This window comes from Nocardia sputi (assembly GCF_023501985.1).
Genome location: NZ_JAMFLC010000017.1, coordinates 42,299 through 62,287 on the forward strand (window position 1 = coordinate 42,299; position 19,989 = coordinate 62,287).

Annotated in this window: 16 protein-coding genes; 7 read left to right on the forward strand and 9 right to left on the reverse strand. The window is 67.2% G+C overall.

Features of this window, described 5'->3' with window-relative positions:
• Positions 1-10 precede the first annotated feature (10 nt).
• The 3 genes from M8859_RS22115 (at position 11) to M8859_RS22125 (ending at position 3,576) form a co-directional block, all read left to right on the forward strand.
• The gene (locus tag M8859_RS22115) at positions 11-2,164 is read left to right on the forward strand and encodes an MMPL family transporter (protein ID WP_195071300.1); all 2,154 of its coding nucleotides are present in this window, start codon (positions 11-13) and stop codon (positions 2,162-2,164) included.
• A 300-nt stretch (positions 2,165-2,464) separates the two neighbouring features.
• A complete protein-coding gene (locus M8859_RS22120; RefSeq protein ID WP_195071299.1) occupies positions 2,465-2,890 on the forward strand; it encodes a hypothetical protein in 426 nt (141 codons plus the stop codon).
• Between the two features lie 323 nt (positions 2,891-3,213).
• Positions 3,214-3,576, forward strand: coding sequence for a hypothetical protein (locus M8859_RS22125; protein ID WP_195071298.1), 363 nt, complete (start codon positions 3,214-3,216; stop codon positions 3,574-3,576).
• A 52-nt stretch (positions 3,577-3,628) separates the two neighbouring features.
• Here M8859_RS22125 and M8859_RS22130 read toward each other — a convergent pair whose 3' ends face one another.
• Positions 3,629-4,246: a recombinase family protein gene (locus M8859_RS22130; RefSeq protein ID WP_249644800.1), complete on the reverse strand. Its 618-nt coding sequence runs from the start codon at positions 4,244-4,246 to the stop codon at positions 3,629-3,631.
• 261 nt (positions 4,247-4,507) lie between these two features.
• Between M8859_RS22130 and M8859_RS22135 the strand changes: the two genes are divergently transcribed.
• Entirely contained in the window at positions 4,508-5,266 is a 759-nt protein-coding gene (locus M8859_RS22135) for a tyrosine-type recombinase/integrase (RefSeq protein WP_249644801.1), read from the forward strand.
• A gap of 209 nt (positions 5,267-5,475) precedes the next feature.
• Here the strand turns inward: M8859_RS22135 and M8859_RS22140 are convergent, their stop codons facing one another.
• The 6 genes from M8859_RS22140 to M8859_RS22165 all read right to left on the reverse strand — a co-directional run bounded on the left by M8859_RS22140 (position 5,476) and on the right by M8859_RS22165 (position 11,453).
• The gene (locus M8859_RS22140; RefSeq protein ID WP_249644093.1) at positions 5,476-8,070 is read right to left on the reverse strand and encodes a hypothetical protein; all 2,595 of its coding nucleotides are present in this window, start codon (positions 8,068-8,070) and stop codon (positions 5,476-5,478) included.
• A 279-nt stretch (positions 8,071-8,349) separates the two neighbouring features.
• Entirely contained in the window at positions 8,350-9,093 is a 744-nt protein-coding gene (locus M8859_RS22145; RefSeq protein WP_195071295.1) for a CPBP family intramembrane glutamic endopeptidase, read from the reverse strand.
• A 94-nt stretch (positions 9,094-9,187) separates the two neighbouring features.
• A complete protein-coding gene (locus tag M8859_RS22150; RefSeq protein WP_195071294.1) occupies positions 9,188-10,117 on the reverse strand; it encodes an RluA family pseudouridine synthase in 930 nt (309 codons plus the stop codon).
• 48 nt (positions 10,118-10,165) lie between these two features.
• Positions 10,166-10,747, reverse strand: coding sequence for a putative glycolipid-binding domain-containing protein (locus tag M8859_RS22155; RefSeq protein WP_249644094.1), 582 nt, complete (start codon positions 10,745-10,747; stop codon positions 10,166-10,168).
• A gap of 4 nt (positions 10,748-10,751) precedes the next feature.
• Entirely contained in the window at positions 10,752-11,201 is a 450-nt protein-coding gene (locus M8859_RS22160; RefSeq protein WP_195071292.1) for a TIGR03667 family PPOX class F420-dependent oxidoreductase, read from the reverse strand.
• Between the two features lie 57 nt (positions 11,202-11,258).
• The gene (locus M8859_RS22165) at positions 11,259-11,453 is read right to left on the reverse strand and encodes a hypothetical protein (RefSeq protein WP_195071321.1); all 195 of its coding nucleotides are present in this window, start codon (positions 11,451-11,453) and stop codon (positions 11,259-11,261) included.
• 634 nt (positions 11,454-12,087) lie between these two features.
• Between M8859_RS22165 and M8859_RS22170 the strand changes: the two genes are divergently transcribed.
• The gene (locus M8859_RS22170) at positions 12,088-15,639 is read left to right on the forward strand and encodes a non-ribosomal peptide synthetase (protein ID WP_195071291.1); all 3,552 of its coding nucleotides are present in this window, start codon (positions 12,088-12,090) and stop codon (positions 15,637-15,639) included.
• Between the two features lie 45 nt (positions 15,640-15,684).
• Here the strand turns inward: M8859_RS22170 and M8859_RS22175 are convergent, their stop codons facing one another.
• On the reverse strand, positions 15,685-16,392 hold the full coding sequence (locus M8859_RS22175; protein ID WP_195071290.1) for a siderophore-interacting protein: 708 nt from the start codon (positions 16,390-16,392) through the stop codon (positions 15,685-15,687).
• A 122-nt stretch (positions 16,393-16,514) separates the two neighbouring features.
• Here M8859_RS22175 and M8859_RS22180 point away from each other — a divergent pair, with 122 nt between their 5' ends.
• Positions 16,515-17,804: a SidA/IucD/PvdA family monooxygenase gene (locus tag M8859_RS22180; protein WP_249644095.1), complete on the forward strand. Its 1,290-nt coding sequence runs from the start codon at positions 16,515-16,517 to the stop codon at positions 17,802-17,804.
• A gap of 10 nt (positions 17,805-17,814) precedes the next feature.
• Here M8859_RS22180 and M8859_RS22185 read toward each other — a convergent pair whose 3' ends face one another.
• The gene (locus tag M8859_RS22185) at positions 17,815-18,480 is read right to left on the reverse strand and encodes a GNAT family N-acetyltransferase (protein ID WP_195071289.1); all 666 of its coding nucleotides are present in this window, start codon (positions 18,478-18,480) and stop codon (positions 17,815-17,817) included.
• Between the two features lie 264 nt (positions 18,481-18,744).
• Here M8859_RS22185 and M8859_RS22190 point away from each other — a divergent pair, with 264 nt between their 5' ends.
• Entirely contained in the window at positions 18,745-19,899 is a 1,155-nt protein-coding gene (locus M8859_RS22190) for an AMP-binding protein (protein ID WP_249644096.1), read from the forward strand.
• Positions 19,900-19,989: the final 90 nt, after the last annotated feature.

Below are 19,989 nucleotides of genomic sequence, written 5' to 3' on the forward strand. Positions count from 1 at the left end.
TTCACAGCAGATGTTCGCACGACTGGGGGCCGTGGTCGTCCACAATCCGTGGAAGGTGATCGGCCTGTGGGTGCTGCTCGCCATCGCGGTGGTGGCTACGGCGCCGGAACTGAAATCAACGACCGACCAATCCGCCTTCCTGCCTTCGCATTACGAGTCGATTCAGGCGCTGGAATTGCAGCAGAGGGCTTTTCCGGAAAGCTCCGCTCCCGCGGCGATCATCGTGTTCGCCCGGAAGGATGGTGCGCCGCTGACCGAGGCGGACTCGGCTTCGGTGGTAGCGGTCGCCGCTGATCTGCGCGGCGCGAAGGTCAAGGACGTCACCGCGATCCAACCGGCCCCACCCTCGGAGAACCGGCTGATCCAGATCATCGCGGTGCAGATGACCAAGGTGACCGATCCGAGCGACACCACGCAAGGCGACGCGGTCAAGGCGCTGCGCACGCGGCTGAAGGAGAGCGTCGCGGACACCGACCTGAAGGCGGGCATCACCGGCCAGGCGGCGCAGGTGCTCGACCAGCAGGAATCCAGCGAGAAGGGCCTGGCCATCGTCGGCGTCGCCACCATCGTGCTGATCCTGGTGCTACTGCTGATCATCTTCCGCAGCCCGGTGATCGCGTTGTTGCCGATCGTCGTGATCGGCGCGATCTCCAGCATGGTCGGCGGATTGATCGCCATGGTCGCCAGAGCCTTCGACCTGCAGATCGACGCATCGATCAACGCCATCCTGGTGGTCGTGCTGTTCGGTGTCGGCACCGACTACATCCTGTTCCTGATGTTCCGTTACCGCGAGCGGTTGCGCGCGGGTGAGGATGCCAAGACCGCCATGGTCAGCGCCGTCAGCCGGGTCGGTGAGGCGATCACGTCCGCGGCGGGCGCGGTGATCATCGCGTTCATGGCGCTGGTGCTGTCCACCCTCGGCATGTTCCGCGCCATGGGCCCGGCACTGGCGATCGCGGTGGCGATCGCGCTCGCGGCAGGGTTGACGCTGGTCCCCGCGGTGGTCTCCCTGTTGGGCACCAAAGTCTTCTGGCCCTCGAAAGCGTGGCGGACCGAGCCGAGGGGAGCTCGGTTCACGGCGGTCGGCAACGCACTCGGCCGACGACCCGGTGCTTTCGCCGCGGTCTCCGGCGGGGTACTGGTCGCGCTGGGGATCTTCGCCTTGGGCTTCCACCCGACGTTCGACCTCAGCTCCGGGCAGACCTCCGAGGCGTCCGAATCCGTGGTCTACAGTAAGGAACTGGTCAAGGGCATGCCTGCCGGTACGACGCAGCCGTCGGACGTTCTGTTGCGGTCCGGCGGCGGCGAATTGACCGCCGATCAGCTCACCGCCTACCGGGCCGCGCTCGCCGCCGTATCCGGTGTGGGACAGGTAGCCGAGCCGCAGTTGTCCGCGGACAAGACGATCGCCGACTTCGCGGTGACGCTCGATGCCGTGCCGGAGTCCGATGCCGCGCTGGAGACCGTCAAGGGACCGCTGCGCGATGTGGCGCACTCGGCGGCTCCCGCCGGTGCCACGGCCGCGGTCGGCGGTCTGACCTCCGTCTTCGTCGACTTCCAGGACGCGATGGCGCGCGACTACGCGATCGTGTTCCCGGTGGCGGCGATCCTGATCATGATCGTGCTGGGATTGCTGTTGCGCAGTCTGGTGGCGCCCTGGTACCTGATGGCGTCGGTGTTTCTCGGATTCGCCGCAACGCTCGGCGCCGCGGTGCTGGTCTTCCAGCAGTTCCAGGGCGAGTCCGGGCTGATCTTCACGCTGCCGGTGATCATGTATCTGTTCGTGGTGGCACTCGGCACCGACTACAACATCCTCATGGTCGCCCGGTTGCGGGAAGAGGCCCGCGAGGGCAACGAGCCGAAACAAGCCGCGGCGCTGGCCCTGCGGCACACCGGACCGACCATCGCCGCGGCCGGGGTGATCCTGGCGGGAACGTTCGCGTCGATGATGCTGGCGGGCAACAATGTCCTCGCCCAGATGGGCTTCGCCATCTCGGTGGGCATCGCGATCGCCGCGTTCGTCATGGCGATGTTCTTCACGCCCGCGGTCACGGCGCTGATCGGGCACAAAGCATGGTGGCCCGGACACGGCGACCAGGCTGCCGAGAAGGTTTCGGTCACCAAGAGCGGGCCCGAGGTGGATAGTCGAACGCGCGCGCTCTGACGCCGCCGGCAGAGCAAAGGGCTGTGCACCGGGAATCCGCCCGGTGCACAGCCCTTTCCGATACGAACCGGTTCGCGTCGGGGTCCCGGTAGTAATCGCGCGGAAAACAACGAAGTTGCCTTGACCAGCGGTGATGGCGGGCTGCCGGTGTCTGGCGCGACGATGTCGGTTGGTGTCGAGTTCGCTACGGCGGGACATCGGCTGGTGGGGAGGGAGTCCCGGTGTTCTGGGGGAGTCCGGAATCCTGAGGCTGGCCCGATCTGCTTGCATCGCGAGCTGGCGAACTGACACCATCAGGCCGTGTCCTTCACCGTGCTGGCCGGTCAGGGCCTCGACGTCGCGCGGCTGGGGGAACACCGCGACGCTCTCCGCGCCCGGCTCGGCCCCTTTGATGTTGCGCCCCAATCCCGTGATCACCCATCGGACGACTACTTCGGGCGCTTGGGCCTGCGGCTGGCGTACAACGCATCGCTGCACCTCGAGCTCATCACGATGGGCCGCCACGTGGATGCCCAGTTCGAGGGTGTCTACCTGCTCGGCAGAGGCTGGCGCGACGTGGTGACAGACCTGGCCGCACTGGGATTTGTCGCGACCTACATCGACACCCCGATCGAGCAGTCGATCGAGTACCGGGACCAGGGCTTGCGGCTGTTCAGCTACGACCCGGACGACGACGAGGACGAACCCGAAGGACTCGCCGTCTACACGCCTGGACATCTCGACTGAAAGGGCTGCACCAGGAACCGCTGACCGTCCGAAGAGGACAGCGTGCCGGTGCCGAACACCGGCGTCAACGGCACCCGGCGTGGTAGCCGATGATCGCCAGGTTCAGGGGTTCCGGTAGTAACGGCGCGTAAAACAACGACAATGGCTTGACCAGCAGCGATGTCGGTTGCTGGTTCCGAATTGATTGGGGCTACACGGCCCGTGGGTCCGGATTTGAGAAATCCGGCGCTTAGCGGCCCCTACCACACTGACGGATACAGCTGATGATCAGCGAGGATCAGCTCCGGGGCTGATCCTCGGCGCTATGTCTGTACCGTCAGCGCATGGAGACTCCCGACCTCGCTGATCTCATCTGGCTCTTCGAGGACGAGCCGACACGAAAGTACGATGATCTCGACTGGCCCGTCGGTCTGCATTCCTTCCGGCTCACTCGAGGGGGTCTGGCCGTATTGTTCTCGCTCGACCCTCTGGTCGGTGAGGCGTACATCAGTCTCTATGCCGGCGAGGAGGAGATTGCTTACTTGGGCCGTCTGCGTCAGCTGGATCGGTTGACCATCGTCCGTGGCCCGTCCGGCTACGAAGGACTGCAGCTCTGGTTCCCGAGCGACACGAACGAACCTCTCGCACTGCAGACCAAACCTCAGATCCGTCTGTCGTGGAACATACGAGACGTGGGCACGTGGTAGTTCATCCAGGCAGGACCGCAAGGGGCGGGCAAGCGCTGGGGCGATTTGGCGGTTACACGCGCGGCGTGGTGCCGCTGATGATGCGGTGGATGGTGGAGCGGCCGACGCTGTATTCCTGGGCGAGGTCGGCAAGGCTCGCGTCGTCGGCGGGGTCGTGGTATCGGCGGTGGATCGTTTTCCGTGCTGCCAGAGGCAGTTTCGGTTGTTTGCCTTTCAGGCGACCCTTCTCGCGGGCTTTGGCCATGCCTTCGCGGGTGCGCAGGTGGTTCAGGTTGGCCTCGAACTCGGCGACCATGGCGAGGGTTTGCAGGAACAGCTTGCCGAACGGGTCGGCCCAGTCGTAGATCGAGCTGCCGAGCCCGAACAAGACGTCGCGCTCGCGCAGGCTGGTCAGGATCTCGCCGGCCTCGGCCATGTTGCGGGCGAACCGGTCGAATTTCGTCGTCGTCAGCACGACCTGCCGATCGGCGACCGCGGCGGCAGCGGAGGTGACCGCGGTGAGCGCGTTGTCCAGCCCGGTGCGGTTCTTGCGGGTGGTGCCGGAGAAGCCTTTGTCGATGAAGATCCGCTCGCGCGGTACTCCGAGGGTGAGCAGTTGCTCGGTCTGGAGCTCGACATCCTGTTTGTCAGTGGAGCAGCGGCAATATCCGACGCGGAACGGCTCACCCATACCCGAAGTGTTCCATATAAGGAGGGATCACCGGAACAGTTCGCGGAACACCTTTACGGAACAGCGTGACCAGGGCCTGGGTTCGGTGACCGTGGTGTTCCGTTGGCGGATCGGCTTGCGGAACACCACTACGCCAACAACACCGTACTTTGCACTTCATGACAGCTTCAGGAGTTCGGGGCCGCCACCAGCCGCGCCCTGGACTCGGTCACCGACACCGAAGTCGGCGCCGCACTGGAAACCCTCTGGGGCACCGCCGCGGTGAACACCTGGAACGCGCGCCGCGCCGCAGTCGGCAAATGGCTGTCCTGGTGCGCCGAGCAGGGCTGGACCGCACCGAGCGTCCCGGCCTCGGTCGCGCGGTCCACACCGCCGGACTCCGACACCCCCGTCCGCTCGCGCACCGCGATCGACCGGCTCATCGCCCGCCGCGAGATCCACCTGCGGGAGAAGACGCTGTGGCGGATGCTGTACGAAACCTGTGCCCGTGCCGAGGAACTGCTCCAGCTCAACATCGAAGACCTCGACCTCGCAGGGCGGTGCGCGGCGGTGAAGTCCAAGGGCACCAAACCCCGCACCCGCCGCCGCGGCGCCGACCACCACGAACACGTCCTCGAGAACGTCTACTGGGACGCGGGCACCGCCCGCCTGCTGCCCCGGCTCATCCGCGACCGCACCCGCGGGCCTGTGTTCGTGACCCACCGCCGACCCGGGCCCGGCAAGTACCTCGCCGACCGCGACATCTGTCCCGACACCGGCCTGGCCCGGCTGTCCTACGACCAGGCCCGCGACCTGCTCGACACCGCCACCGCCGTCGATGGCCCCCGGACCGGCTGGGACCTGCACGAACTGCGCCACTCCGGCCTGACCCACCTCGGGGAAGCCGGGGCCAGCCTGCTGGAACTGATGGCCAAGTCCCGCCACCGCAAAGCCGAGAACCTGCGCCGCTACTTCAAACCATCCCCGCAAGCGATGCGTGAGTTGACCTCGATCCTGGGCCCGGACACCAACCGCCGCTGAACAAGCTACGCCATATCCGTTGATTTTTCGGCGGTTACTACCGGAACCCCGCGTCGGCGGCGCAGGGTGCGCTGAAGACCAAGCCACCGAGTGGTTGCACCGGATGCGGACATTCCGCGGCTCGATCGAGCAACCTCGCTCGCGTCGTCGCCTCGGAGCATCAGCCGTTGGCTGTTCTGGCCACCTCGGAACGCCGCTGACCGGCTGTGTCAGCCGATGACCGCGTACGGGCGATGGACTTTGATGGCCGAGTCCAGAACTCGGGTGACCGCCGCGCGGGAGACACCGAGTTCGTTCGCGATGGCGGGAGTCGAGCCCCCTTGGTCGGCGAGCGTGAGGATTTCCCTGACCTCCTCGATCGGCAAGCTGGACAGGCGCCGGGTGGTGATGGCCCGCGCGATCGCCGAGATCTCGTCGTCGTCGGTGTCGGCCTCTTCCGGCTCGGCGGGGAGTTCGCCGTCCTCGTCGTCGTCGGCATCCAGAATCGGCAAAGGTTCCGGGCGCGGTGGTTCCGGGGATTGCTCGAGGGCGAGTTGTTCGCCCTCCGGTTCGGCGGAGCGATCGTTCTGCTCGCCGGACAGCGACTTTCCGCGTTTCGCCGCACGCGCAGCGGTGGCGTTCGGATGCACCTGCGTGGCGGCGTCCGTGGTGGCCGAGGCCGGTGTGCGCCCGGGTTCGGCGGCGCCGGCGCTCGGGTGCCGAACGGGGTCGTTTCCGCGAGGCGCGCGATCCGGATGACCGCCGTGATCGACATGCGGATGCGGCGATGCCGCAACGGCGGTGCCGTGCTCGCGGTTCGGCGGTACGAGGCGACGCTCCCGTAATTCGAGTCCATCGTGCAGGTCGTCGAGCGAGATCTGCTGAGACGTCTGCGTGGGTTCGGGACGCGTCTCCTGCGTGGTGGTATCCGCCGGGTCCGCGATCGTGCCGCCCGCGTCGACCGACGAAGGAGCGCCTGCCTGGCTCGGTTGTCCACGTTCCGCGTCCGCTTCGGAAGTGGGCGCCGGGGCGTCAGCCGCTCGGGTCGTGGGCTCGTGGGTGGGGAGATGGAAGACGTAATCGGCGACAGCGGAGGTCGAATGATCCGCAGGCGGGGCTGTCACGTCCTCGCCGTTGGCGGTGGAGGAATGTGTGCTTTCGTCGGGCGTGAGGCTGCCCGTATGGCCGTTGGTGGCAAGGGGAGGGGTGTGTCCGTTGACCCGCAGGTCCCGACCGCGGAGGCCGGGTGAGATCCCGGCGGCGTGGCCGTTTGTGTTCGCACGACTGCCGTGTCCGTTGCTCTGCGCGTGATGTGCCGCGTCCGTGACGCTCTCGGCGCTGTATCCGTTCGTGGTCGGACGAAAGGTGGATTCGTCACCGTGCGTGCGTCCGGTGGGGGAGTTCTCGGCTGTGTATCCATTGGTGATCGGACGGACGCTGTGTCCGTTGGTCCGCACGTCATGGGCAGCGCCGGTGGTGGAGTTCTCGACGGTGTGGCCGTTGGAAGCCGGACGGACGCGGCGCTCATCGAGGCGAAGCTCGGCGGCGTTGCCGTCGGCGCTCTCGCCTTCGATCGGCAGGGCAGCGTGACCATTCGGAAGGATGTGACCGTTCACCGTGGTCTCGGCCCTGCGGCTGTTCGTGACGTGGGGGAATGCGTGGCCGTTCGCGGGGGAGGCGACCGCGTGGCTGTGCGCCGGCTCCGCGTTGACGTTGCCTCTGTTCGCCGAGTCGGTGGTGTGGCCATCAGACGATGACGTGACCGGTGTGTTCGTTGTGGCTGATTTGCCGCGCGGGGAATCGGAGCGGTCGACAACCGCCGTGTCCGCCGAACGGTGGGCAGCGGTATCAAGTCCGGCCCGTGGGACGTGCACGCCGTCCGGCTGACTGATGCGCCTGTCGGATTCCGCACCGCGTCCCGGATCGAAGTCCTCGTGCCGATGGGCCGCTGTGTCCCATCCGAATTCGCTGTGAGCCGAATTCACGCCGTCGAGCGGGCGAAGACGATCACTATCCGAGAGGCCAGGAATACGCTCCGCGTCGATCCGAACCGGCTGCGGTTCGCGCTCGATCACCGGCGCGCCGTCGATCAGCACCGCGTACCGCGCGGAAACCCAGGCGTGCAACCAGATCACCACGCCGACCATCACCGGAGCGATCGCGTACTCGGCGGCGCGGCCGAGGTCCCCCGCGGCGAGATGCGGTCCGGTATTGAGCGCCACGGTCGTACCGAGCAGAGCCGCCTCGAAGAGGATCACTTTGCCGCGCGCCAGCTCCCGGCCCCACCGTGCCGCGGTCGTCGCCGCCACCATGATGGTGATGATCGGAATCGAGATCATCGCCTCGATGCCGTAGCTCAACCAGTACAGCGGATCGGACATGTCGCCGCTGGGCACCAGATTGTGCTGCACGTTGACCCCTGCCCACACCATGCCGAGCACGACGACGGCGATCAACGCACGCGACGACCACTCCGCCCGCCGGTAGAGCTGCGCCAATCGCGCGTCCTCGCTGGACACCCGCCGCCGCGCCGCCAGCGCGCGCCGGTGCCAACGGGCGTCGGCCTCCTCCGACCGGCGCAACGCGGCCGCGGACTTCCGGTCACGCCGCTGTGCGGCCAGCTCTTCCTCGATCTCCAGTCGCCGCTGCTTGCGTCGCTGCGCGCGGATCCATTCCGCGAGTTCGCGCTCCGCGCTGATCTCGCGTTCGGACAGCACTTGCAGCAACGCCGGGTCCAGCTGCAGGGGCAATTTGCCGCGCGCGGTCTCGACTTGCTGCGCCAGCGCGGCGATCTCGGAACTACCGTTCGACAGTTCGTCGGGCATCGCGAGCCTTCCCAAGAGCAGATGTCATGCCGGGTGGTGGAGACATGAGTGCTCGAACATATGTGTGATCGCCAGTGAGACTAAACCGCCCTATGCTCGTGGTCAACGTGGCCGAATCCGGGCCGACGGCGACACGCCGAACTGCCGAAATTCACGATGCGGCTCGATTATCCGGATGAGCGGCCATTTCGTAGCCCACCTGCGTGTCGAAACTCAGTTCGAATTCACATCCCGTCCGGAGCGGCTTTTTCACCGCCCGGGGTTGCCCGGGGGGCGGGATCAGCTCAGCGTGGTGTGCCAGACAATAGCGGCCGCCAAGGCGCCCGCACCGTTGACCGACCAGTGCAGTGCGATCGGGGCGAGCAGGCTGCCGCTGCGGTGGCGCAGCCAGGTGAACACCGCACCTGCGGCGGCCGTCGCGACCACGGCGAGCAGGATTCCGATGACCTGTCCGGCGACGCCCCCGCCGATGACTCCGCTCAGGCCGCGGTTGCCCGCGGTGAGGCCGAAGGAGGAGGCGATGTGCCAGAGACCGAACAGCAGGGAACCCGCCGCGAAGACGCCGCGCGCGCCGTACGCGCGCAGCAGTGTGCCGTGCAGCACACCTCGGAATGCCAGTTCCTCGGGGATCACCGTTTGCAGGGGGATGACGATCATCGAGGCGATCAACGCGCCCGAGATGGTGGCGTAGCGATCGGCCAGGAAGAACGGCCGGGTCAGCGGGAGCGCCGCCCCGATCGCGACGACGGCGAGGACCAGCGCCGCCGCGCCGAGCGCGTAGAGCGAGCCGCGCCGCCAGTGCCGAGGGGAAAGCCCGAGCTCGGACCAGCCGAGGCCGCGCCTGCGCACCAATGCGAGCAGCGCGATCGCCGCCACCGGCACCGTGACGATGCTCGCCCACGCGGTGGTGAAGTGCGCGATCAGATTGGTGCCCGCCAAGACCAGCACCACGACGGCGACGTCGATGTATGCGTGCATCTTGCGTCGTTGCTGGACTGTTGCTGCTAGGTCTGGCTCAGGCATCCCGGACCAGTGTACGGATCTGGAACAGGTTCGCTACGCGCCCCCGCCCCACTGATGAATAGGCCACTTCTCCCTGGCGTGCGGACCGCTTCCCTCAGCCCGCCCACCCGTGCGGATCGGTCCACGCCCGCAACGTGCGAGTGGTCTCGAAGCGGCGCGGCTCGCGGGTGATCGGGTCTGTGAACTCGAGCACGGCGGCCAGCAACTGGAGCGGTCTGGTGAAGTCGTCGACGGGTTTCTCGGTGAGCACCGGGTAGAAGTCGTCGCCGAGAATAGGAATGCCGAGGCTGTTCATGTGCAGGCGCAACTGGTGGGTCCGGCCGGTGTGCGGGCGCAGCCGGTAGCGGCCGAGGCTGTCGCGGTGCTCGAGCAGTTCGATCTCGGTTTCCGCGTTGGGCTCGCCCGGCACCTGTTGGGCCGCGAGCACCTGCTTCTCCTTGATGATCCGGCTGCGCACCACGCGGGGCAGCGTGAGGCCGGGATCGAACCGGGCGATCGCCTCGTACTCCTTGCGCACGGTGCGCTTGTGGAACATGGTCTGGTACGCGCCGCGACGGGCCGGATTGATCACGAACAGCACCAAGCCCGCCGTGACGCGGTCGAGCCGGTGCGCCGGGACCAGATCGGGGAGGTCGAGCTCCCGGCGCAATCGCACCAGCGCGGTCTGCAGGATATGCCGACCGCGCGGGATCGTGGCCAGGAAGTGCGGCTTGTCCACGACCAGCAGGTCGTCGTCGCGATGCACGACGGGGATGTCGAACGGGACCACCGCCTCCTCGGGCAGATCGCGATGGAACCAGACCGCGCCGCCCGGAACGTACGGTGCGTCGGGAGCGATCGGCCCGTCCAGGTCGACGATGCCGCCCGCGTGCAGCAGTTCGTCTATGCGCGTCGCGGGCACCCTGGGCAGGCGCTCCACCAGGTGGTCCCGGATGGTCGCCCAGTCGCCCTGCTCCGGCAATCGCAGCCGAGCCGGGTCCAAGCCGTGCCGTTTCGGCAACGGCGGTTGTTGCCGCCTTCTCATCGGTGTCGACCCTAGCCGCAGGCTGGTCGCGGGAGGTCCGAGGCCGCCTCAGTGGGCGCGAACCGCGATGCCCGGGTAATCGAGCACCAAGCCGGACTTGTCGTACTCGAGGCAGCAGGTGAAGTCGACGTCGGGGGCGGCGTAGTCGAACCGAGGGCCGTGCTCGCCGTCGGCGATGCGGGCGTAACGCTGTTCCAGCCGCCCCACCGCAGCGCCGGAGGCGTACACGTAGGCCGCGGGCGCGTGAGCGGCATCGCCGACCTCCTGCGCCGACCGATGCACCGGAAGCGCGTTGGTCAGCGCCGAGGACTCCAGGTCGACGTCGAGGCAGCCGTCGAGCAGCGGCGCTGGCATGCTGTCCAGCAGCCAGGACCCGGCACCGTCCGATTCCAGCACCAGCGTGTTCCAGCCACCGGGTTTGCGCACGGCGACCTGGGCCCGGCGCGTACGCCATTCGGGATCCAGCGCTATCCGGTAGTCCACCACCCAGGCCGTGCCGTCCTCGACGGCCGTCGTGCAGCCGTCGGTCAGCACGCCTTGCTCGGTGACCCGGAAATAGGCCACCTCGAAGCCCTCGCGTGCGGTCCGATGCCGCCACGCGGCGGTGGGTGGTGGCGGCGCGAACATCATCGGGTCAGAATCCGCGCAGGCGATCGGGGGTGATACGCAGCACGACCGAGTACTCGGCGTAGAACTGCTCGTCGGTCATCTCGATGGAGCGCAGTCCATCGGCGTACTTCGTCGTGAAGGCCGCGATCTCATCGGCGCCGGGCCGCTGCTCGATGACGCGCGCCGTACCGGTGAACACGACCACGTCGCCGCCGGTCTCGGTGCTGTTGAGGTTCAAGGCGACCCGGGGGTTGCGCTCGATGTTGCGCACCTTCGGCTTGCCGGGCTGGCTGAAGATCAGGAATTCGCCGTCGCGCCACTGGAACCAGACGGGATTCGGCTGCGGTGTGCCGGTGGGGCCGACGGTGGTCAGCCAGAGGACGGACTCGCGGTTCAGTCGTTCGGCGACTTTCGCGCCGAATTCGGTGTCGGTGTCGACGACAGGGGCGGATCGATCGGATGCCGTGGAGGTCATGGCAGGAACAACACCGCGGCACCCGGGGCGATTCCGCCCGACCCGCGGCGGCCGCCATTACGGCGTGGCCCGCTCGTCGAGCACCATCAAGCGTGCCTCGACCAGCGTCTTGCGCGCGCGGCGGCGGACCCGGCACAGTTCCACGCTGCAATCCAGGTGCACCTGCATAGCCCGGTGCGCCTGGCCCGCACTCAGTTCGCCGGGGTCACGCGCGGAATTCGACAGAACCGAGAACAACTCCATGCCATACATATCCGGTGCTCCTGTGCTCCGATAGTTCCCGCTTTCGCTCGAAATTAGCGATGTGCACGAGCTATCGGACCCGGATGTACCGCCGTTCACGGAGGTTTCCCCGGCGCGTCGGGAGTACGAAAACCGCGGGTCCGGAACAATTTTCGCACATTGACGGAACACGGCGGGGAGGACAACTTCGGGGTGAGTGTCGATCGAGGCGCGGCGGTGCGGACGGTGTGCTCCGCTGTTCACGTGCCTGCGCACGGCCCCTCCCTGATCACATCTCAGAAAGTCGGCTCGGTCTTCCATGCTGGGACGCTGGCGGATGTCGGCGAGCTGAGGCCGAAGGGTTGGAGACGCGGACGGATGCCGGTGTATTCACGCCGCCGGTGGCGAAGAGGGGAACCGGTCGCTGAAGATGCTCGGCGAATGCAAAACGCGGGAGCGGAGGCGCGCCGGGGTTCGTCCTGGGGATAGTCGCCGAGCACAACAAAATATAGGTTAGGCAACCCTATTTTGTTGCGATATGCTGCTTGCCGAGATGCCTGACCGGGCGGTCGGCGCGATACCTCCGGAACGGCTGGGACTTCGAAGCGTTCCTACAGCCCGGACCGGTGCGGGCATCCCGCGAGACAGAGGAGTGACGGCAGTGATGGAGTCAGGGCAGGGGACCGGGGCGGAGTCGGTTGCGGCGGCGGCGATGGACACCGACGAAGTACGCGAGGCGGTGGCCGCGCAACTGGGCGTCGCCGCGGACACGATCACCGACCGTGACGACCTGATCCAGCTGGGCCTCGATTCCATCCGCACCATGAAGTTGGCCGGCGCCTGGCGAAAGCGCGGCTACGACGTCAACTTCGCCGAACTGGCCGCTGCGCCGACAGTGGCGGACTGGCACCGGATCCTCGCGTCGGGCGCGCGACCCGCGGCGTCCGAAAGCGCCGTCGTCGGCAGCGGGCGGCAGGTAGGGGACCGGACCGGCGGAACGGCGGAAGATTCGGCGCAGCGGGCGGACGAGTTCGCCCCGTTCCCGCTCGCAACCATGCAGCACGCATACTGGATCGGACGTTCCGACGAGCAGGAACTCGGGGGCGTGGCGGCGCACCTGTACGTCGAATTCGACGGCAGCCAGGTTGATCCCGCGCGACTGGAGCGCGCGGTGGCCGACCTGGCGGCGGCGCATCCGATGCTGCGCACCAGATTCCTGCCGGACGGTACCCAACAGACGATGGACGCGCCGGGACGCACGGTGTTCAGCGTCGTTGACCTGCGTGAGCACGCGCACGACGCCGCCGAGGCGGCTTTGACACGACTGCGCGACCAAAAAACCCATCAGCGTTTGGACATCGCGGACGGACAGGTCTTCGACGTCACGCTCACCCTGCTCGCGGAGGGGCGTACCCGGCTACACCTGGACGTCGACATGCTGGCTGGGGATGCGATGAGTTATCGGGTACTGGTCGCGGATCTCTCCGAGCTGTATCACGGAGCCCAGCTGTCGGAGCAATCTTATAGCTACCGTCAATATCGGACCGAGCGGAAGGTGGACACCGCCGCCCGCGAGCGTGACCGCCAGTGGTGGCAGCAGCGGCTGCCGGACCTGCCGGGCGCCCCGGAGCTGCCCACCGTTCCCGTCGGGGAGCGCGTCGAACCGCATCGCACGGTTCGCTACGACCACTGGCTGGCTCCGGAAGCGAAGGAGCGGTTGTCGGCGGCCGCGCACGAGCGCGGGATCACCCCCGCCATGGCATTGGCGGCGGTATTCGCCGAGACCATCGGCGGCTGGTCGGCCCAGAGCCGGTTCCTGCTGAATGTGCCGCTTTTTCACCGGGAGCCGGTGGACCCCGGCATCGACCGGGTGGTCGGCGACTTCACCTCGTCGATCATGCTGGACGTGGACGTCACCGAGAACGTGACCGTCGCCGAGCGAGCCAGATCGCTGCAGCGCAGCATGCACGAAAGTGGTGCGCACACCGCCTATTCCGGGCTGGAGGTGCTGCGTGACCTCGGCCGATACCGAGGTGAGCCGGTATTGGCGCCGATCGTCTACACGAGTGCGCTCAATCTCGGCGAACTATTCGCCGAGTCGGTCACCGGCACCTTCGGCGAACCGGTATGGATCATCTCGCAGGGGCCGCAGGTGCTGCTGGACGCGCAGGTCACCGAGATCCGTGGCGGACTGTTGCTCAACTGGGATGTCCGGCAATCCGCGTTTCCGGCGGGGATGATCGACACCATGTTCGCCCGCTACATCGAGGCGGTCGCGCGGCTCGCCGAGGGGTCGGCGGGCTGGGATGCCGAGGCGCCGGTTCGGCTACCGGTGGCACAGGCCGCGGTGCGCGCGCAGATCAACGCCACCGACGGGCCGGTCAGTGGGCGTTGCCTGCACCAAGGACTGTTCGAGCACGCCCGGACGAAACCCGATGCGCCCGCCGTGGTGTGGAGCCGCGACGGTGCGGACGGTGTGTGGACCTACCGTGAGTTGGCTGCGCAGGCACTGGCCGTCGCGGGCGCGTTGCGCGACAACGGTGTCGAGTCCGGTGACGCCGTGGCGGTGCAGTTGCCCAAGGGGCCGGACCAAATCGTGGCCGTGCTGGGCATTCTCGCGGCAGGTGCCGCCTACGTGCCCATCGGATTCGATCAACCCGTAGCCCGGCGTGCGGAGATCCTGCGGACGGGTGCGGTGGCCGTTGCCCTTACCGTCGAGGGCGCCGACATGGGCGAACAGGTCCGCTGTGTGCCGATGACCGCGGCCAGGCGGCATGTGAACCCGTTGCGGGAGCCGGTGCTCCCGGACACGCGCAGCATCGCCTACGTCATCTTCACCTCGGGCTCCACAGGTGTGCCGAAGGGTGTCGACGTCCCACACTGCGCGGCGATGAACACCATAGACGCGGTGAACGACTGGTTCGAGGTCGGTTCCACCGACCGGGTGCTCGGCCTGTCCGCCCTGGAGTTCGACGCCTCGGTCTATGACATCTTCGGGATGTTCTCGGTCGGCGCAGCGGTGGTCGCGCTCGACGCGGAACAACGCGCCGAGGCCACCTCCTGGGTCGAACTCCTTCGCCGTCACCGGGTTTCCATTCTCAATTGCGTCCCCGCCATGCTGGACATGATCCTGGAAGTCGGCGGTGGGGAACTGGGTGGCTCACTGCGTGCGGTGACACTGGGCGGCGACTGGGTCGGCGCCGACTTGGCACGCCGACTCGCTCGCCAGGTCCCCGGTTGCCGGTTCTCGGGACTGGGTGGTGCGACCGAGACGGCCATCCACAACACCATCTGTGAGGTCGCCGATCCTCCCGAGCACTGGGCGACGGTGCCGTTTGGCGTGCCCCTGCGCAATGTGCGCTGCCGGGTCGTCTCGCAGGCCGGCCGTGATTGCCCCGATTGGGTGCCGGGTGAGTTCTGGGTCGGCGGCGCCGGCGTGGCGGCCGGCTACCGCAACGATCCGGAGCGGACGGCGGAGCGGTTTGTCGAACACGAGGGGATGCGCTGGTATCGCACCGGTGATCTGGCCCGGTACTGGCCGGACGGCACCATCGAGTTCTTGGGTCGTGCCGACCATCAAGTGCAGATCCGTGGCTACCGTGTGGAACTCGGCGAGGTCGAGACCGCGTTACGGGCGGTGGACGGCGTCCGCCATGCCGTTGCCGCGGTCGTGGGCGACAGCTCGCCGAAACTGGTCGCGGCGGTGTCCGGGCCCACCGGATGTGCCGCGGATATCACCGATGCGGTATCGGAGCTGTTGCCCAGCTATATGATTCCGACTCGCATCGAGGTACTCGATCGCATGCCGTTGACCGCGAACGGAAAGCTGGACCGCCGCGCCGTGGTTGCCCTGCTCGAACCGAGCGCCGGGGATGGGTCGGACGGTCGGCCACGCACTGATGTGGAAGCCGCGCTCGCGGATATCGTCGCCGGGGTGCTCGGCGTCGACAGCGTCGGCGTGCACGACGACTTCTTCCAGCTCGGCGGAGATTCGGTGCTGGCCACCACCGTCATCGCGCGCGTGCGCGACTGGCTGGACACCGAGCACGCGCTGGTTGCCGACATGTTCGCGTCCCGCACCGTCGCGGGACTCGCGCAACGACTTCAGAGCAGGGATCCACATGCCGACCGGCTGGCGCAGGTGGCCAAGATGTACCTGGAGGTATCCGCGATGAGCGACGACGAGGTGCTGTCGCAGACTCAGAGTATGGCCTGAGGCCGGGGAGAGGAGCGCCTCGCATCAGGGCGAGGCGCTACCGAACTACTTCCAGTAGGCCTGGTACTTGATCGAAGTCTTCGGCAACTGGTGGGTTGTCTTCAGAGCCTTAACGATCGTGCGGGTCGTGTGACCGTCGCAGCCGGCCCACGCGAAAACGTCCTTGGAGCAGTCCAACTCATGTGCTTGTTCGCGCAGCAGCCTTCCGTCATCGATGCGCTGCACCCAGGTCACCTGGTGGTGCGGCTTGTTGCGTACCGGAAGCGAGGTGTCGGATTCGTACTGCCATTCCAGCCAGACCCTCGCGGGCGCGTCGCCGATCGCGTCGAGCAGCGAATTGATCGCCGGCAGCGAGGCGGTGTCCCCGAAAATGACGTACTCGCTCGGTACGGTGTCGGGCAGCTGAAACTTCGAGCCGAGCACGGACGCCTCGATTTCCTCGCCGACCGCCGCTCGCTGTGCCCACGCGCTGGCCGGACCGCCGTGCAAAGCGAATTCGATGTAGAAGTGGTCGGCCGCGGGGTCTTGATCCACCAGGGTGTACGCACGATGGTGCAACTTGTCGGTGACCGCATCGGGGATCCACAACCGGATGAACTGGGTTGGGTGGACCGGATGGTCGGCGAGCAGACCGCCCGCGGCGAAGCCGATCCGCACATATTTGTCGGTGATGCTCTCGGTGGAGGTGACGCGCAGTCGATAGTCGTCGGCACGCCACAGCTTCAACATGACGCCGTTGGTTCCTTTACCCATGTGATTAAGGTTAGCCTAAGTATACTTGGAAGTCTTGTTCGCCGTTCTATCGGCGGCGGCACAGACGATCCGCTTCGCGGCCGGGCGCCGATCCGGTGGCTGGGATGAAGATGGGAGAACCGGTGGACAGACTTCTGGTGGTCGGCGCGGGTCCGAAAGCCATGGCCGTCGCGGCGAAGGCATACGTCCTGCGTGAACTCGGCCTGCCCGCGCCGCAGGTAGTTGTGGCGGAACCGCATGCGGTGGGTGGCAATTGGTTGCCGAACGGTGGCTGGACCGACGGCCAGCACCGGCTGGGCACCAGCCCCGAAAAGGATGTGGGATTTCCGTACCACTCCACCTGGGCACGCGGGCACAACCGCGAGATCAACGAGGCGATGATGGCGTTCAGTTGGACGTCGTTCCTCGTCGAACGCGGCACGTACGCCGAATGGGTCGACCGCGGCCGCCCCAATCCGCATCATCATGTCTGGGCCAAATATCTGCAGTGGGTCGCGAAGAAGGCCGAGGTCGAGATCGTGCCAGGGGCGGTGCGCAAGATCTCCGCGGCGGCCGACGGCTGGCTGGTCTCGGTGGTCGACGCGGACGGCGTTGCGTCCGAGATCGATGCGGACCGGCTGATGATCACCGGGCCGGGCGACAGCAGGCGTGCGCTGGCCGCTCATCCGAAAGTGTTGAGCATCGCCGACTTCTGGGATCTGGTCGGCCGCCGCCGGTTGCCGGTTTCGTCGCGAGCGGCGGTGATCGGCGGCGGTGAGACCGCGGGCTCCGCGATGGACGAGTTGGTCCGTCACGATGTACTGACCGTCTCGGTGATCTCGCCCGCCGCCACGATCTACACCCGCGGCGAGAGCTACTTCGAGAATTCGCTGTACAGCGATCCCGCCAAGTGGCGGGGGTTGAGCATAGAAGAACGCCGGGACGTCGTGCGGCGCACCGACCGCGGTGTGTTCTCGGTGCGCGTGCAGGAAAACCTGTTGGGCGACAATCGGGTTCATCATTTGCAGGGGCGTGTCGTGCGGGTGGCGGAGCAAGGCGAGGGCGTCGCGCTGACGTTGCGCAACGAGGGGCGCCCGGATCGGGTGCATGTCTTCGATCTGGTGGTGGACGCGACCGGCGGTCAGCCGCTGTGGTTCCTGGAGATGTTCGATGTCGACGCCGCAGATCTGGTGGAACTCGCGATCGGCGGCCCGATCACGCAGCCGCGGATCGAGGCGGCGATCGGCCACGACCTGGCGGTGACCGGCCTCGATGCAAAGCTCTACCTGCCGAATCTCGCTGGTCTGGCGCAGGGCCCCGGATTCCCGAATCTGAGCTGCCTGGGGGAACTTTCGGATCGGGTGCTGCAGGCGGCTCCGACCCGTGCGCGCTCGGTAGCCGTGCGCGCTCAGGGAGGTTCGGCCGGTCGCTAGACGCGGGCGGTCAGCGCCGGATCGCCGGTACGTCCTGCGGCTCACGCGGCAATGTGCACAGAGCGATCCGGCGGCCGGGCCGCACATCGAACTCGCCCAGTTCGAGCCAGCCGTTCTTGGCCAAAGCTCTGCGTACCGAGATGTTCTGGTGATCCGGATCGCCCATCAGGCGGCGGCATTCCGGTTCAGCGGCCCAGATGCCCTCGGCCAGGAGGCCGATCCACTTCGACATGACGCCTCGGCCGATCACGTTCTGGTCCGCGGTCGCGATATGGAAAGCCATGTCCCGTGGGTCGGCGTGGTAGAACCGCGCGCACTCGTCCTTCGCCGGCCGGTACAGCTCTACGTAGGCGACTTCGCGTCGGCCGAGTTCTGGCAAGTCGATGGCTGCGAAATCGAAACTGACGATGCATGGTCGCGAGTAAGTTCCGGCGAGCTGTGCGGCGATGTCGGCCCGTCTGCGCTCCGGGGGCCACGGTTGTTCCCAAGTCCGAGCCAGGTGGGGGAGGCTCATCCATTCGGCGATCGTCGCGGGATCGTCGCTGTCGGGATCGGCCACCCGAAGAGCGAACGGCTCGGGGAAATCGGGAATCACAGGTGCTGGGGCGGCGCGGACATCGTCGGGGATATCGGTCAGTTCTCGCTTGAGAACGTACGGCGTTCCAGTCGGATTCATCGTTCGGCGGCTCCTCGGTCGTCGCGGTCACGTTCGGCCGCAGCACTGGGTCTCGGGTTGTCGGTAAGGTTACCCTATGCTAAGGACGCTTCGGGTGGTTGCTCGGATCGACCAGGAATCGAAGCGCATACGTCGGTCCGGACCGCAACGACTGTTCCAGCCGATACCCGTGCTGCGGGAGCCGGCGCTACGCCGAGATCCTCGTGAGGGAGACGCATGCTTTCGAAGCCGGGCGCCGGCCGCGCGCCATCTGACAATTCGCCGGTGCGCCCGGTGCGCCCGGTGCGCCCGGTGCGCCCGGTGCGAGCCGAGCCCGGTGCCGGTATCGACGCGGGAGTTCGCGTGAACACTCTCGCGGTTCGAGATCCCGCCGGTTCGGCCGACGCCGATCTCGGCGGGACGGATGGGCTGACCGCTGACGAGCGACGGCGGGTGCTCGACGAGTGGGCCACCGGTGTGGAATTGCCCGAGGCGCCCGGCATCGCCGACCTGGTTCGCCGGGCTCGGATGATCCCCGGCATTCGTACCGCTATCCGCTGCGACACAGTGACTCTCACCTATAGCGATTTCTTCGCATGGCTGGATATGCCCGCGGTGGAAAGAGTGTCGGTGAACGCGTCGGTCGACCGCTTGGTTCGACTGGTGGCCATGCTCGGCGATGGAGCCATGGCCGTCGCCGGCGGGGCGCCGGAGATCGCTGTGCTGCCCGGTTCGGCACTGGAAGTGGCTGTCGAGGACCGCCGTACGATCGCCGCCGAACGTCGGTATGGAAAACCAGATTGCGTGTGGGGTTCCGCCGACGTGCGGCTGCTCTCCGCAGGGTGGAGCGACGCTCAGGTCACCGTCGAGCTGCTGGCCGCCCTCGCGGACGGTGCGACGTCGGTCGTCGCCACGCAGCCGCAGTGGAGCGACCCGAACGCGGTGGTCGAACTCATTGCGACATCCGCGGTAACCCACGTTACCGCCGACGTGGCTACGGTCGAACGTATCGCTGCCACGGGCGCCGAGCTACCGACGGTACGGCGCTGGGATGTTACCGGGGTCTGCCCTGCGCCACTGCTTTCCGGCCGACTCGTCACACAGTCGACGGAATCGATCGCCACGTTCGGTTATACGGTGCCCGCCTACGCTGGTGCGGTGACGCGCGGCTCGCTGGACGGAACCGGACACACGAGGCCGATCCCAGGCGCCAGAGTGCTGGTCTTGGACGAGTTTCGGCAACCGGTCCCGCCCGGAGTGATCGGCGAGGTCTACGTGGGTGGCGCCGCGCTCGGCGCCGAGGGTGGGAATCCGTCCGCCCGCAACCGTTTCGTGGACGATCCGTTCCTGCCGGAAGGCCGATTGTTTCGAACCGGCGATCGTGCAGGCTGGACCACGGACGGCTCGCTGGAATGCGCTTGCCGCGCTTGCCGTTTCTGATGAGGCGGCGTGATCGCGGTGGCCCAGCCGATCATGATCGGCGGGGCCACCGCCGCGGTGCAGCCGAGTACAGCCCGCTCGGGCTCCTTG